At 71.9% G+C, this 14,446-nt stretch carries 12 protein-coding genes; 6 read left to right on the top strand and 6 right to left on the bottom strand.

What is annotated here, in order from left to right:
• The first annotated feature begins 69 nt into the window (after positions 1-69).
• The 4 genes from argG to ACFY0F_RS30020 all read left to right on the top strand — a co-directional run bounded on the left by argG (position 70) and on the right by ACFY0F_RS30020 (position 5,188).
• Positions 70-1,515, top strand: coding sequence for an argininosuccinate synthase (argG, locus tag ACFY0F_RS30005; protein WP_388800993.1), 1,446 nt, complete (start codon positions 70-72; stop codon positions 1,513-1,515).
• Positions 1,516-1,715: 200 nt separating this feature from the next.
• Positions 1,716-2,156, top strand: coding sequence for a hypothetical protein (locus tag ACFY0F_RS30010; RefSeq protein WP_388800996.1), 441 nt, complete (start codon positions 1,716-1,718; stop codon positions 2,154-2,156).
• Between the two features lie 343 nt (positions 2,157-2,499).
• Positions 2,500-4,134, top strand: coding sequence for a protein kinase (locus ACFY0F_RS30015; RefSeq protein ID WP_388800999.1), 1,635 nt, complete (start codon positions 2,500-2,502; stop codon positions 4,132-4,134).
• Between the two features lie 406 nt (positions 4,135-4,540).
• A complete protein-coding gene (locus ACFY0F_RS30020; RefSeq protein WP_388801001.1) occupies positions 4,541-5,188 on the top strand; it encodes a dienelactone hydrolase family protein in 648 nt (215 codons plus the stop codon).
• On the opposite strand, the gene ACFY0F_RS30025 is transcribed toward ACFY0F_RS30020, so the two are convergent.
• Positions 5,185-5,379: a hypothetical protein gene (locus tag ACFY0F_RS30025; protein WP_388801004.1), complete on the bottom strand. Its 195-nt coding sequence runs from the start codon at positions 5,377-5,379 to the stop codon at positions 5,185-5,187. The two genes, ACFY0F_RS30020 and ACFY0F_RS30025, sit on opposite strands and share 4 nt — an antisense overlap.
• A gap of 214 nt (positions 5,380-5,593) precedes the next feature.
• Between ACFY0F_RS30025 and ACFY0F_RS30030 the strand changes: the two genes are divergently transcribed.
• Positions 5,594-6,733: a glutathione-independent formaldehyde dehydrogenase gene (locus tag ACFY0F_RS30030; protein WP_388801007.1), complete on the top strand. Its 1,140-nt coding sequence runs from the start codon at positions 5,594-5,596 to the stop codon at positions 6,731-6,733.
• A 61-nt stretch (positions 6,734-6,794) separates the two neighbouring features.
• Here ACFY0F_RS30030 and ACFY0F_RS30035 read toward each other — a convergent pair whose 3' ends face one another.
• Positions 6,795-7,130, bottom strand: a complete 336-nt coding sequence (locus tag ACFY0F_RS30035; RefSeq protein WP_388801010.1) for an STAS domain-containing protein — start codon at positions 7,128-7,130, stop codon at positions 6,795-6,797.
• 133 nt (positions 7,131-7,263) lie between these two features.
• On the opposite strand from ACFY0F_RS30035, the gene ACFY0F_RS30040 reads away from it, so the two are divergent.
• Complete coding sequence (locus tag ACFY0F_RS30040; protein ID WP_388801013.1) at positions 7,264-7,614, top strand: helix-turn-helix transcriptional regulator; 351 nt, start codon at positions 7,264-7,266, stop codon at positions 7,612-7,614.
• Positions 7,615-7,617: 3 nt separating this feature from the next.
• On the opposite strand, the gene ACFY0F_RS30045 is transcribed toward ACFY0F_RS30040, so the two are convergent.
• The 4 genes from ACFY0F_RS30045 to ACFY0F_RS30060 all read right to left on the bottom strand — a co-directional run bounded on the left by ACFY0F_RS30045 (position 7,618) and on the right by ACFY0F_RS30060 (position 14,391).
• Positions 7,618-8,775 (bottom strand): substrate-binding domain-containing protein, encoded by a 1,158-nt coding sequence (locus tag ACFY0F_RS30045; protein WP_388801016.1) that lies wholly within the window; start codon positions 8,773-8,775, stop codon positions 7,618-7,620.
• A gap of 25 nt (positions 8,776-8,800) precedes the next feature.
• The gene (locus tag ACFY0F_RS30050) at positions 8,801-9,850 is read right to left on the bottom strand and encodes an ABC transporter permease (RefSeq protein WP_388801019.1); all 1,050 of its coding nucleotides are present in this window, start codon (positions 9,848-9,850) and stop codon (positions 8,801-8,803) included.
• On the bottom strand, positions 9,847-11,394 hold the full coding sequence (locus tag ACFY0F_RS30055; protein ID WP_388801022.1) for a sugar ABC transporter ATP-binding protein: 1,548 nt from the start codon (positions 11,392-11,394) through the stop codon (positions 9,847-9,849). The genes ACFY0F_RS30050 and ACFY0F_RS30055 overlap by 4 nt, the downstream gene beginning before the upstream one ends.
• Before the next feature lie 147 nt (positions 11,395-11,541).
• The gene (locus ACFY0F_RS30060; protein ID WP_388801025.1) at positions 11,542-14,391 is read right to left on the bottom strand and encodes a SpoIIE family protein phosphatase; all 2,850 of its coding nucleotides are present in this window, start codon (positions 14,389-14,391) and stop codon (positions 11,542-11,544) included.
• Positions 14,392-14,446: the final 55 nt, after the last annotated feature.

The following is a 14,446-nucleotide window of genomic DNA, read 5'->3' on the forward strand; positions in this document are numbered from 1 at the left end:
CGAGCGCCTGGCCGACCAGTGGCACAAGCAGGCTTTGCATGATCATGCGTATCCATGCATAATCTTCCTATGTCCAAGGTCCTCACCTCCCTGCCCGCCGGCGAGCGCGTCGGCATCGCCTTCTCGGGCGGCCTCGACACCTCGGTCGCGGTCGCGTGGATGCGCGACAAGGGCGCCATCCCGTGCACGTACACCGCCGACATCGGCCAGTACGACGAGCCCGACATCGCCTCGGTGCCCGGCCGCGCGAAGACCTACGGCGCCGAGATCGCGCGCCTGGTCGACTGCCGTGCGGCGCTGGTCGAGGAGGGCCTGGCCGCACTCGCCTGCGGCGCGTTCCACATCCGCTCGGGCGGGCGGGCGTACTTCAACACCACCCCCCTCGGCCGCGCCGTCACCGGCACCCTCCTGGTGCGGGCGATGCTCGAGGACGACGTGCAGATCTGGGGCGACGGATCGACCTTCAAGGGCAACGACATCGAGCGGTTCTACCGCTACGGTCTGCTCGCCAACCCGCACCTGCGGATCTACAAGCCCTGGCTGGACGCGAACTTCGTGACGGAGCTCGGCGGCCGCAAGGAGATGTCCGAGTGGCTCCTCGCCCACGGACTGCCCTACCGGGACAGCACCGAGAAGGCGTACTCCACCGACGCCAACATCTGGGGCGCCACCCACGAGGCGAAGACGCTGGAGCACCTGGACACCGGCATCGAGACCGTCGAGCCGATCATGGGCGTGCGGTTCTGGGACCCCGAGGTCGAGATCGCCACGGAGGACGTGACGATCGGCTTCGACCAGGGCCGTCCGGTCACCGTCAACGGCAAGGAGTTCGGCTCCGCCGTCGAGCTGGTGATGGAGGCCAACGCCATCGGCGGCCGGCACGGTCTCGGCATGTCCGACCAGATCGAGAACCGGATCATCGAGGCCAAGAGCCGCGGCATCTACGAGGCGCCCGGCATGGCCCTGCTGCACGCCGCGTACGAACGCCTGGTCAACGCGATCCACAACGAGGACACCGTCGCCCAGTACCACAACGAGGGGCGGCGTCTGGGCCGGCTGATGTACGAGGGCCGCTGGCTGGACCCGCAGGCCCTGATGGTGCGCGAGTCGCTGCAGCGCTGGGTCGGCGCGGCGATCACCGGCGAGGTGACGTTGCGGCTGCGGCGCGGCGAGGACTACTCCATCCTCGACACCACGGGCCCGGCGTTCAGCTACCACCCGGACAAGCTGTCGATGGAGCGCACCGAGGACTCCGCGTTCGGCCCGACGGACCGGATCGGCCAGCTCACCATGCGCAACCTCGACATCGCCGACTCCCGCGCCAAGCTGGAGCAGTACGCGGGGCTGGGCCTGATCGGCACCACGGGCCCCGCCATCGGTGCCGGCCAGGCCGCCGCGACCGGTCTGATCGGCAGCATGCCGGAGGGCGGCGCCGAGGCCATCGCCTCCCGCGGCGAGGTCTCCGAGGAGGACGAGATGCTGGACCGCGCGGCCATGGAGTCAGGCACGGACTGACCGGTCCCCGACGGGACGGCCCGGCGTCGTGGGCGGCGCCGGGCCGTCGACACCGGGAACGGTCCTGGCCTGCCGTGCGGTCACCCTCTCCCAGGTCCGGGCAACATCTCCATGTCGGCGTGGAAGGTGCGCTACAGCTCCACCGACAACCAGGGCCGCCCCACCGCCGTCTCGGGCACCGTGGCCGTACCGGCGGCCGCATGGACGGGCCCCGGCACGCGCCCCGTCGTCGCCTTCAACCCGGGGCGCTCGGCCTGGGCTCCCAGTGCGCGTTCTCCAAGCAGCTCGCCGGGGCCTTCCAGGACGAGTACGAGGGCGACAACATCGCGGCCCTGCTCAAGGCGGGCCACCTGGACGGGCAGACCCACCGGTACATGTCCGCAACCAACGCCGGCCACGCCCTGCTCGACATGGCCCGCGCCGCCACCGCCGTGCCGGGCAGCGGTCTTTCGCCCCAGACCCGCGTACCGAGCGGCTCAGTCTGGACCAGCTCTACCAGCAGCGCGGCACCGACGGCCGCACCTGGGGCCAGGTCCTCGACGCCCAGCGACTCGGCGCGGACGTCGGTTCCGCCTCCTCCCAGGCCCGCTACCGCGTCCCGTTCCCGGTGCTGCAGTACCGCGGCCTGCTCGACGAGGTGATCCCCACCTCCACGGAGGACGCCACCCGCGCCGCCTACTGCTCCGCCGGCATCACCACCTGGCGGACCTATCTCGGCGACCACCTCCTCACCGACAACCAGGCCATGGCGACGTCGTCTCGTGGCTCGGCGACCGCTTCAGCGGCCGCGCCGCACGGAACGACTGCTGACAGCCGCTGTTCCCACCGGGCGGAAGTCGTCGATTCCCTGAACGTGCGCCCGGGCTGCGTTAGCCTCGTCCCCTCGTGGTTACGAACTGACGTACGTCGAAAAGCACTTCGGGGGAAGCGTTGTCCGAACAGCCGCCGTTGTCACCGGTCTCTTCACCGAAGGAGGCCGCGGCGTTGCGGCAGACCGGTGCCTCACCTCTGCGGCCCGGCGACCCGGGCAGCATCGGTCCCTACGTCCCGCTGGGGCTGCTGGGCAGCGGCGGAATGGGGCGGGTCTACCTGGCCCGCCCCGCGGACGACGCTCCCGGCCTGGTCGCCGTGAAGGTGATCAGGCCGGAGTACGCGGAGGACGCCAGGTTCCGGCGCCGGTTCGAGCGTGAGGCGTCGGTGCACGCCAGGGTCCGTACGCCGCACACATCGAGGTTATGCGGCACGGGTTTCCAGGACGAACTGCTGTGGATGGCCACCGAGTTCCTGCCGGGTCTCGATCTGGCGGCCGCCGTACGCGAGGTCGGCGCCCTGGAGGCGGCCGCGGTCTGGCGCCTGGTGGCGCAGTTGGGCCAGGCGCTCGACGATCTGTCCGCCACGGGGATCGTCCACCGGGATCTCAAGCCGTCCAACGTGCTGCTGTCGGTACGGGGCGCGCATGTGATCGACTTCGGCATCTCGAAGGCCGTGGACGCCAGCGCCATCACCGGCACCGGCAACCGGGTGGGGACTCCGGCCTACATGTCGCCGGAGCACCTGAGAGAGGGCCGGTGCGACACGGCGTCGGATGTGTTCTCACTGGCCGGCTCACTGGTCTACGCGGCGACGGGCCACGCTCCGTTCGGTGACGGCACCGGTGTGGACGTGATGCATAGGGTGGCGTTCGAGGAGCCGAACCCTGAGCTGATCGGTGCGATCGCGCAGACGGACCAGGCGCTCGGCTCCCTGCTGTCCGCGTGCCTGGCCAAGGAGCCCGGGCAGCGGCCCACCCCGCGGCAGCTCGTGGAGACGGCCGGGGCGCACGCTACGGATGGCTGGCCCGAGCCGCTCAACGGCAGACTGCTCGCCCGGCAGCGCGCGTTCGAGGTGTTGCGGCATCTCCCGCGGGCCGCTCCACCCGGTTCCCCGGAGCCGCAGGAGCGGAAGGTTCCCTCCTCCGGCACGCCGCCGGAGCAGTCACCGGGAACCCGGAAGTGGGCACGGAGGACGCGGCTGCTGACCGTCGCCGCGGGCGCCGTCCTCTGCGCGGTGGCGGCGGGGGTCTTTCTCCTCCAGCGCCACGACGCGGAAGCGAGCGCGCCGCCCGCCGGCACCGGTGCGACGACCGTGGTGGGCACCCCTCCCCCGGACACCACCGCCGCGGTGACCAGGGGTGCGGACGAGACGTCCGGCCCGGCCACGACCGCGAAGGACGCGGGCGATCCCGTCGACGTACACACCTCGCGTCCCGCTGTGCCCGGATCCACGGACGGCGTCCGACGGGACGAACACTCTCGTGCCACGGCCGGCCCGACCGCTTCCGCCGACAGCGCTCCGCCCCCGAGCGGCACGCCCTCCGAGCCGGCCACTGCCCCATGGATCTCCGACTGCACGTACTACGACGGCAACGGACGAACCCGCGCGGGGAACAGCGGCAAACGCGTGTTGCAGGTGCAGTGCATGCTGACGAAACGCGGATACGACGTGGGAGGCGCCGGCGTCGACGGCGAATTCGGCTCCGGCACCGAGTCCGCGGTACGGGCGTTCCAGAGCGACAAAAGACTGGGCGCCGACGGCGTCGTGGACCGGGAGACCTGGGGCGCACTGCGCGGTACGACGTAGTCGCGTGCTCGCCGCGGATACCCCGGTCAGCGGCCCCCGGACCGGGTCATCCCCGCGGCCTGCTGCCCGGCGCCGCCGGCGTCCTCGTTCCTCCCCCGGGCCGGCGGGACGGCGGACGCCCAGATCATGCGGAACAGCTCCCATGCCGGGGTGTCGCCCGCGCCATAAGCTCCCCGTTCCTCGGCCGAGGCCTCCGTGCCGACTCGGTCGGGGTTCCCTTGGGACATTCTCTCCTGGCCTCTCCCCGGCTGATGTCACCGGAACAGCGGCCCACACTAACCGCAGCGCCGCGACTCCTCCCGATACATGCCATCGCTCGGCGCCCCGGCCACCCGGATGGGCTACGCGACCGGCGGGGGGGTACCCGGCGGGTGCGACACGCCGATGACCGCGGGGAGAGTGCGCGATGATCTCCGACCTGGTGAGGGTGCCCGCCGAGGGAGCGGAACTGCACGGCGATCTGGTGGTCCCGGACCGCCCGCGCGCGGTCGTGCTGTTCGCGCACGGCAGCGGCAGCTCGCGCCACAGCCCGCGCAACCGCGCCGTCGCCGCGGAACTGCGGTCCGCCGGGCTCGGCACGCTGCTGCTGGACCTGCTCACCGAGCGGGAGGAACGCGTGGACATCGGCACCCGCGAGTACCGCTTCGACATCTCCCTGCTCGCCCGGCGCCTGGTGGCCGCGATCGACTGGCTCGGGCGGCAGCCGGACACCGGCCATCTCCCGGTGGGCCTGTTCGGGGCGAGTACCGGGGCGGCCGCGGCGCTGACGGCGGCGGCCGAGCGGCCCGGTCGGGTGTACGCGGTCGTCTCCCGTGGCGGCCGTCCGGACCTGGCGGGCGAGGAGGTCCTCGGGCGGGTGGCGGCACCGGTTCTGCTCATCGTCGGGGGCGCCGACGGCCAGGTGGTGGGGCTGAACCGGGAAGCGGCCCGCAGGCTGGGGGCACCGCGCGAGATCCACGTCGTGCGCGGTGCCACGCACCTGTTCCCGGAACCCGGAGCGCTGGAGGAGGTCGCCGCCGCGGCCGGTGACTGGTTCACCGGCCGGCTCCGCTAACCGGCAGCGGTTCCGGGTTCCTCCGGCTCGACATCGGCGAACTCCCACCAGGCGAGCGGCAGCCAGTCGCCGGCGACGAAACCGTCGACGGATCCTCCGGTGCCCCGAATGGCCACTCGGGTCCCCTCCGGGTAGGTGGTGCCGGACAGGCCGGAGACCGCGACGAGCAGTGTGCCGAAACGGCGCGACAAGATGATCAATTCCTTTCCGGACAGTACAGAAACCATTCTCTGTGTCTTCTATGTCCTCTAGGTGCAAATCGTCTCATCATGCACGAGCCTGGAATATGAGCCACAGCACAGAAGGCCGATCGGTTTTGGGGCCTGCAGCAGAAAGTGCGACGGCCCCCGGCACGGTCGCCCCTCACAGCGATCGAACAGCCACACTCAGTGGAGGTGCTTGAGGATGAGGGCTGTCGTATACAAGGGACCGTTCGAAGTAGCGGTCGAGCAAGTGGATGACCCGCGCATACAGCACCCGAACGACGCGATCATCCGTGTCACGTCGACCGCCATCTGCGGTTCTGACCTTCACATGTACGAAGGCCGTACCGCCGCGGAGTCGGGAATCGTCTTCGGCCACGAGAACCTCGGGGTGATCGAGGAGACCGGTGACGGAGTCACCACGCTCAAGAGCGGAGACCGGGTCGTCATGCCGTTCAACGTGGCATGCGGCTTCTGCAAGAACTGTACGGCGGGCTATACGGGCTTCTGCCTGACGGTGAACCCGGGGTTCGCCGGCGGCGCCTACGGCTACGTCGCGATGGGGCCCTATGTCGGAGGCCAGGCGGAGTACGTACGGGTGCCGTACGCCGACTTCAACTGCCTGAAGCTTCCCGCGGGCAATGAGAAGGAGACCGACTTCGTCCTCCTCGCCGACATCTTCCCCACGGGGTACCACGGGAACGAACTGGCCGATGTGCGCCCCGGCGAGAGCGTCGCCGTCTACGGCGGCGGCCCGGTCGGGCTCATGGCCGCGTACTCCGCGATGCTCCGGGGTGCGAGCAAGGTGTTCGTGGTCGACCGGGTGGCCGAGCGGCTGCAGAAGGCAGAGGAGATCGGCGCCGTACCGATCAACTTCACCGAGGGCAATCCGGTGGAGCAGATCCAGGAGCAGACCGGAGGTGAGGGCACCGACAAGGGCATCGACGCCGTCGGCTACCAGGCCCAGGAGCCCGGCCAGGATCACGAGGCACCGGCGACCGTGCTGAACTCGCTGATCCAGACGGTCCGGCCGACCGGCGCTCTGGGCATACCGGGCCTGTACGTGCCGCGCGACCCCGGTGGCCCGGACGAGCAGTCCAAGCAAGGCATGCTGGTCGTCGCCATCGGAAAGGCCTTCGAGAAGGGCCTGCGGATGGGCACCGGCCAGTGCAACGTCAAGCGCTACAACCGCCAGCTGCGTGATCTGATCATCGAGGGCCGCGCGGAGCCGAGCTTCGTCGTTTCGCACGAGCTGCCGCTCGACCAGGCACCGTCGGCGTACGAGAAGTTCGACAAGCGGATCGAGGGCTACACCAAGGTCGTCCTCCACCCGCACGCGTAAGGACGTCGGCCCGCGTCACTCCGTCCGGCGGGACGGCCACCGCCCCGCCGGACGGGCCGCTTCAGGAGTACATGAACGCTTCCCGGGCTCCGGTCAGGTCGAGCAGCCGCTCGACCATGGGACTGCCGGCCCGGACGGTGAGGGTCTTGCCGTGCTCGGCGGCCTGCTCGCGCAGCCGGAGCAGAAGGTTGAGACCGGAGCAGTCGCAGAAGTCCACCGCGCTCAGGTCCAGGTCCATGCCGCCGGCCGAGCGGTTGAGTATGTCGTGCAGCTGGTGCTGGAGTCGACGTCCCGCGTCGAAGTCGAGATCGCCACGCACCATCACGCCCACCCGGTCACCGGCCGGCACGACGGCGACCGTCGCCGAGCCCGGAGGCGTCAGCGCGAGTTCCGGCATGGCTTCTCCCTCCTTCGTCGCCAGCCTGCGTCGCGTCCCACACTCTCCCGTCCGCCCCTCACCCGTCAAGTAATACATGAAAAGCAGTACGTGCTTTTGAATGCGCGAACGGTCCATCGGTAAGCTGAGCGGTATGGATGGAGTGCCTGAGCCGCACAGCGGATGGACGTTTCTGACCAACCACGCCAGAGTGCTGGCAGCCATCGCCGACGACCACAGCGCCCGCATCCGCGACATCGCCGCGCGCTGCCGGCTGACCGAGCGGGCTGTCCAGAAGATCATCGCCGACCTGGAACGGGACGGATACCTCTCGCACACCCGGGAGGGGCGTACCAACACGTACCGGATCGAGCCCGGCAAGGTACTGCGCCACCCGGCCGAGGCGGGACTGACCGTGGCCGCCCTGCTCTCCCTGCTCCTCCAGGACGAGGCCGACCGCACCCCGCTCTCCGAGGGGCACAGCAGGCCGCACGCCCCGGCCTGACGTTCACCGGCCCCAGATCCTGCGGTACGCCTCCCGGTAGCCCGACGGGTCCCACGTCGTGGCACCGTCGCTGTTGCCGGCCGTGGCGACGTGTACGGGGGCCACGTATCCGCTGGCGGGACGGCCGGAGAAGGCGCGGTTGAACTCGTCGACGATCTGCCAGCCCTGCAGGGACAGCGGTTCGGGCACGGTGGCGGCCTGGTACTGCCTGTCCTCGATGCGCTGGAACGCGGAGGGGTCGCCGTCGCCGGCCCCGATGTTGAAGGGCGGACCGGCGCCGTTCAGGCCGGCCGCGCGGAAGGCGGGGGCCGCGTCGGCGAAGTACAGGTCGTTGATGGCGACGGAGTGGGTCCAACTGCTCCGGAACCGTTGCAGCAGGGAGGAGATCTCGCGCTGGGTGCGGGTGCTCGCGTCCGGGATCGGGATGTTCTCGTACGCCAGCAGTTTCACCCCCGGACAGGTGGCGAGCTGTCTGCGGATCAGGTCGGACTTGTTCCGCGCGAAGGGGATCGAGGCGTCGGTGATGAGCACGACACCGGCGCGGCCCCGGGACTGCGCGATGATCCACTGCGCGCTGATGCCGGCCACCTCCTCGACGCGGGTGGTGACGTTGGTGAACAGCTCGGGCCGTCGGCTGGGGCCGGGAGCGGCGACCGCGTGCCAGCCGATGAGCGGGATGTGCTCCGCGTTGGCCCGCGCCACCTGCTGCGCCGTCGAACCGGGGTCGAAGCCGCCGATGACGATGCCCGAGGGCTTGAGGGTCACGGCCTCGCTCATCGCGGCCCGGATACCGGTGGGGGTGCCGCCGCCGTCGATCACCCGGACGTTCCAGCCGATGACCCGCCCGGCCTGCTGCACCCCGCTCGCGGCGCCCGCGACTCCGGGATTGGTCATGGTCTGGGCGACGTAGACGATGGTCTTGCCGGACACCGCCGCCGGTCCGCTGGTCGGCCCGTTCCAGGGGACGTCGGTCCGCTCCGCCCGGGTGACGGCCTCCTGGGCCCTGGAGTGCACGACCGGGCAGCCGTCCGGACCCGCCGTGGACTCCTCCGTGCCGCCCGGCGAGCCGCGTTCGCAGCCGGCGAGGGCGGTCGCCGCCGCCAGGAGGGCGCACGAGGCGAGTCTGAGGACGGCGGGGGTGGCTTTGCGGTTGCCGTGCACGGGAGCTCCTCGCGGGGAACCGGCGTCAGGGGGTGGGGCCCGCCGACCGGGGACCGTCGGGCGCGGCGGCGCCGGTACGCAGCCGGCGGCGGGCGGCGTAGCCGGCCAGGCCGACCGCGATGAGCAGGGTGCTGCCGTAGAACAGCGGGACCGTCCAGAAGTCGGCACCCAGCTGTCCGATGCCGGTGAGGCCGACGGCGAGGACGGCGACGGCGACCACGGTGCCGATGGCGTTGGGCCGGCCGGGTTTGATCGCCGTGGAGCCGAGGAGGGCGCCGACGAAGGCGGGCAGCAGGTAGTCGAGGCCGACGCTGGGATTGCCGATCTGCTGCTCGGCCGCGAGCAGCACACCGGCGAAGCCGACGATCAGCCCCGAGGCGGTGAACGTGTAGACGGTGTACTTCCGGGTCGGGATGCCGACGAGATCGGCGGCGCGCGGGTTCGAACCGACGACGTACAGATACCGGCCGAGCGGCAGGCGCTCGAGTACCAGCCAGAGGACGAGCGCGAGGGCGAGCACGTAGAAGGCCGGCACGGGAAGGCCGAGGAACTCCGAGTCGTAGAGGTCGGTGAAGTCGGCCGGGAGGCCCCGCGGGCCGGGGACGATCCTGCCGCCGCCGGTGACCCAGCCGCTGACGGCGTACATCATGCTGCCGGTGCCGAGGGTGGCGATGAAGGAGTCGATACGGCCGAACTCGACGACGACGCCGTTGATGACGCCCACGACCGCCCCGCCGGCGACCACCGTGAGGCAGGCGAGCGGCCAGGGCCAGCCGTCGTGCACGACGAGCTGCATCACCATGACGTGCGCCAGTCCGAGGCCGTAGCCGATGGATAGGTCGAACGCGCCGGTCACGATGGTGACGGTGGCGGCGAGCGCGAGGATGGCGGGGATCGACTGGTTGGACAGGATCGAGTCGACGGTGTCCAGCGTGGGGAAGGTGCGTGGCAGGGCCAGCGAGAAGACCAGGACGAGCAGGACGGTGAGGGCCAGGAGGCCGTAGGTGCCGATGAGGTGCCCGCCCGGTCGGTGCGGTCGCCGCCGGGGCGGGGAGGCGGAGGGCGGAGCCGTCATGGGTTCGCCGCGGTCGGGGAAGGGGGCATGGCCGAAGCCGCCCGGGTGAGCTCGGCGACCGTGAGGGCCGCCCCGCTCAGTTCGGCCGTCACGGTCCCGCGGACGAAGACCAGGGCCCTGCGGCACACGTCCGCGACCTCCTCGAAGTCGGTGGAGACGAGCAGGACCGCGAGGCCTGCCGCCAGCGCCTCGTCGAGCAGACGGTAGATCACGGCTCTGGCGCCGAGGTCCACGCTCGCGGTCGGCTCCTCGAGGATGAGCAGGCGCAGGCCCGGGCACAGCCACCGTCCGATCATGACTTTCTGCTGGTTTCCGCCGGAGAGCGTGGCGATGGGGGCCTCGCTGTCAGGGGGACGCACCGAGAACCGCTCGATGAGGGTGGCGGCCTCGGCGCGCTCGCGGCGGGGGCTCGTCCAGCGCGGCGCCGACCGGCCTTCCGCGAGCGGGGTGGCCAGGAGGTTCTCCCGTACGGTCAGCTCGGCGGCGCACCCCTCCCGCAGCCGGTCGCCCGGCACCAGGCCGACACCGAGCCGGACGGCGTCGGCGACCGTACGGGGGTGATAGGGCCGGCCGCCGAGCAGGGCCCGTCCGGCGAGGAGGGGGTGGCAGCCGGCCAGGGCGCGGCCCAGGTCCGTGTGCCCGGCGCCCGTGAGACCGACCAGGCCCAGGACCTCCCCCGCCCGGAGCTCCAGGTCCACAGGCCCGGCGCCGGCGGTCCGTACGCCGTCGAGGGTGAGCACCGCGGGCCCGTCGGCCGGAGCCGTGGCGGGGCGGTAGTCGGTCGGTTCCTCGCCGACGATGTCGCGCACCAGGCGGAGGGGGCTGTGGCCCGCCAGCGGGCCGTGGCCGACGAGGCGGCCGTCACGCAGGACGGCGAAGGTGTCGGCGACCTGGTGGACCTCGTCCAGGCGGTGGGTCACGTAGAGGACGGCGTGCCCCCGGTCGCGCAGGGAGTGGAGGACGCGGAACAGCCGGGCACAGTCCGGGGCGGGGAGACGGGCGGTCGGCTCGTCGAGGACGATGAGTTTCGCGCGTGCCGCCAGGGCTCTGGCGATGGCGACCAATGAACGTTCGGCCGGGCCGAGCCGGGTGACCGGTGCGTCCGGGTCGAGCTGTGCGCCGATGACCTCCAGGACGTCGGCGGCGCGCTCGCGGGTCCGCCGCCAGGAGACCAGTCCGGCGCGGCGCGGATACCCGGTGCTCAGGGCGATGTTCTCGGCGACCGTCATCCATTCCACGAGTCCGAGGTCCTGGTGGATGAAGGACATGCTGCGTGCGGCGGCATCGCTGCCGAGCGGGTGTCCGTCGACGGTGACGCGTCCCGCGTCGGCGTGGTGGACGCCGGCGAGGATCTTGATGAGCGTGGATTTCCCGGCGCCGTTGGGGCCGAGAAGGGCGAGGACGCTGCCGGCGTGCACGTCGAGGTCGACCCCGGCCAGCGCGACGGTTGCGCCGAACCGCTTGCCGAGCCCGCGGATCCGGACCAGGGGCTGCGCCCCGCTGGGCGCCGGTGCCTTCGCAGACGTGTCTGGAGCGTCGTGCACGGACATCTCCGGGGGTCGGCCTGGCGAGTTCTTCCCGACGGTCGAGAGGGATACTAGCCGAATAGATCACTGTATTCCGGACATGCCCCAGCTTGCCGTGACCCCAAACACGGCAGCGGTCCGCGGCAGGGCGACGTGCTCCCGGCCTCACGCGGCGTCGAGGGCGCACTCCGCCCAGATGAGCTTGCCCTCCGGGAGGTAACGCGTGCCCCAGCTCCGGGACAGCTGAGCGACGAGGAACAGGCCGCGGCCGCCCTCGTCGGTGCTGGCCGCCCGGCGAAGGTGGGGAGCCGTGTTGCTGGCGTCGGAGACCTCGCAGATCAGCGTGCGGTCGTACAGCAGCCGCACCCGGATCGGTCCGGCACCGTGACGGATGGCGTTGGTGATCAGCTCGCTGAGGATCAGCTCCGCCGCGAACGCGGCCTCGTCGAGCCCCCAGTCGGCCAGCCGCCGGATGGCGGACGCGCGGACCTCGCTGACCAGGGCGGGGTCGGCGGGCAGGTCCCAGGTGGCGATCCGGTCGGAGTCCAGAGCGTGGACCCGGGCGACGAGCAGGGCGATGTCGTCGTACGGGTGGGCGGGCGCCACCGTGTCGAGGATCGCCTCACAGGTGTCCTCCGGGGTGCGGCGCGGGTGGGCGAGGGCCCCGCGCAGCTGTTCCAGGACGGCGTCGACGTCGCGGTGCCGGTCCTCGATGAGTCCGTCCGTGTAGAGGACCAGCTGACTGCCCTCGGACATGTCGACCTCGACGGCGTCGAAGGGCAGCCCGCCGAGGCCGAGCGGCGGCCCGGACGGCAGGTCGGGGTAGGACACGGTGCCGTCGGGGTGGACGAGCGCGGGCGGAGGGTGGCCGGCGCGGGCCATGACGCATCGCTGCGCGGTGGGGTCGTAGACGGCGTACAGGCAGGTGGCGCCGATGATGCCGACCCCCTCGCCGTCGGGGTCCTCCCGGTCGAGGCGCCCGACGAGGTTGTCGAGGTGGCTGAGGACCTCGTCCGGGGGGAAGTCGAGTTCGGCGTAGCTGCGCGCGGCGGTGCGCAGCCGGCCCATGGTCGCGGCGGAGAGCATGCCGTGGCCGACGACGTCGCCGACGAAGAGGCCGACGCGGGAGCCGGAGAGGGGGATGACGTCGTACCAGTCTCCGCCGACGTCGGATTCGGCGGGCAGGTAGCGATGGGCGACCTCGACGGCGTGCTGGTCGGCCAGACCGTGCGGGAGCAGCCTGCGCTGCAGTGCGAGGACCATGGCGCGTTCGTGGGTGTAGCGCCGGGCGTTGTCGATGGAGAGGGCCGCGCGGGCCGCCAGTTCCTGGGCGAGCGAGCGGTCGTCGTCCCCGTAGGGGGTCGGGTCCTGGGCGCGGTAGAAGCCGACGACGCCCAGGACGACTCCGCGGGCCAGCAGGGGCACCGCGATGAGGGAGTGGACGTGGGCCAGCAGCGCGTCGGTGTGCTCGGGGTCGAGGGCGAGCCAGCCCGCGGCGACCTTCAGGTCCGGTTCCAGCACCGCCTTCGAGCTGGTCAGGCAGCGCAGCTGGGGCGCGGTCGGACCGAAGTCGGGCCGCTTGCCGACCGGGATGAAGGGAAGGTCGTCGCGGATGCCGTGGACCACCGTCCGGCGCAGGTCGCCGAGGGGGTCGAGGGGCTCCTCGCCGCGCAGTACCGCTTCGGACAGGTCGACGGTGACGTAGTCGGCCAGTCGCGGGACCGCCGTCTCGGCAAGCTCCTCGGCGGTGCGGCGGACGTCCAGGGTGGTGCCCACCCGGGCACTGGCCTCGGACAGCAGCTCCAGCCGGCGGCGCGCGGCCAGGGCGTACGCGCCGACGCGCGGCTCCCCCACCATCACCAGCCCCCTGGCCGTCGGCGGCCCGGCGGGGCGGGCGTCCCGCGCGCCGTCGGCACCGTTGGCCGTGACCCTGCCGTCCAGGGGGACCCCGTCGGGCGCTGCGCCGGGGCGGTGTCCGGTGGGGTGAGCGGCCGGAAGACGCGCGAGCGAGGCGGGGGCGGCGGCGGGCTCGGCGCGGAAGCCCGACCGCTCGGCGGCCTGGCGCGGGACGAGGAGCGCCTCCATCGGGAGAACGCCCGGGAGGACGGCTTCGACGGCGACGCCCTCCACGCCGAGGGCGCTCGTCATCGGACGGCTCACCAGCCTGATCCACCGCCCGCCGGGCAGGGCGACGTCCACGGCGCCCCACTGCGCACGCGAGATCAGCTCGGTCGCCTTCTCCATGAGGACGGCCTGGTCACGGGGGCGCAGCTCGAGGGCCAGTTCGTCCACCGAGATGCCGCGGTGCGGGCCGGCCGCCGCTTCGGCCTCGGCGGCCCGGTACGCCCTCAGCAGCGCACGCTCACGCTCGGAACTCTGCTCCAGCAGCCGCCGCTCCACGGCCGCGGCCGCCTTGCGTATGACCGGGCCCAGCGCCGGGTTCTCGGCGCTGCGGGGATAGCCCATGCACAGCACGCCCTCCATGCACCCGCTGAGCGGGTCGCGGATGGGCAGCGCGAGGCAGGCGTTCTGCTGGGCACGCTCGGCGAAGTGCTCGGCCCCGTAGACCCGGATGAGCCGACGCTCGGCGAGGGCGAGACCGATTCCGTTGGTGCCGGCGACCTGCTCGGAGAAGACGAATCCGGGCACTGCCTGGATCGCCGGGAGGCTCGCGGCCAGTGACGCCCGTCCGAAACGGCGCAGCAGGACCGTGCCGTTCGGATCGGCGAGGGAGATGTTCATCTCGCTGCCGGAGAACCTGGCCTGCAGCCGGTCGAGCACGGGCACGGCCGCGCGGACGATCCGGCCGCCTGGATCGAAGTCGTCCCGGTAGGGAAGGTCGGCCTGGTCCGGGGAGAGTCCGAGGGACCTGCAGCGCTGCCAGGAGTTCAGGATCGACGATCGCACGCCCGCCTCGACCGTCTCCCCCTGCAGAAAACGCTCACGGATACGGGCGGGGCCCGTGCCGTCTGTCGCACGCCCTGTCGGTAGCGGCTCCCCGCCGGATCGAACCACGCTTCGCCCCACTCGCACCTACGTAAGTCAGCCAATCGGACATACCTGGCATTGA

This window comes from Streptomyces sp. NPDC001544 (assembly GCF_042894285.1).
Lineage (GTDB): Bacteria > Actinomycetota > Actinomycetes > Streptomycetales > Streptomycetaceae > Streptomyces.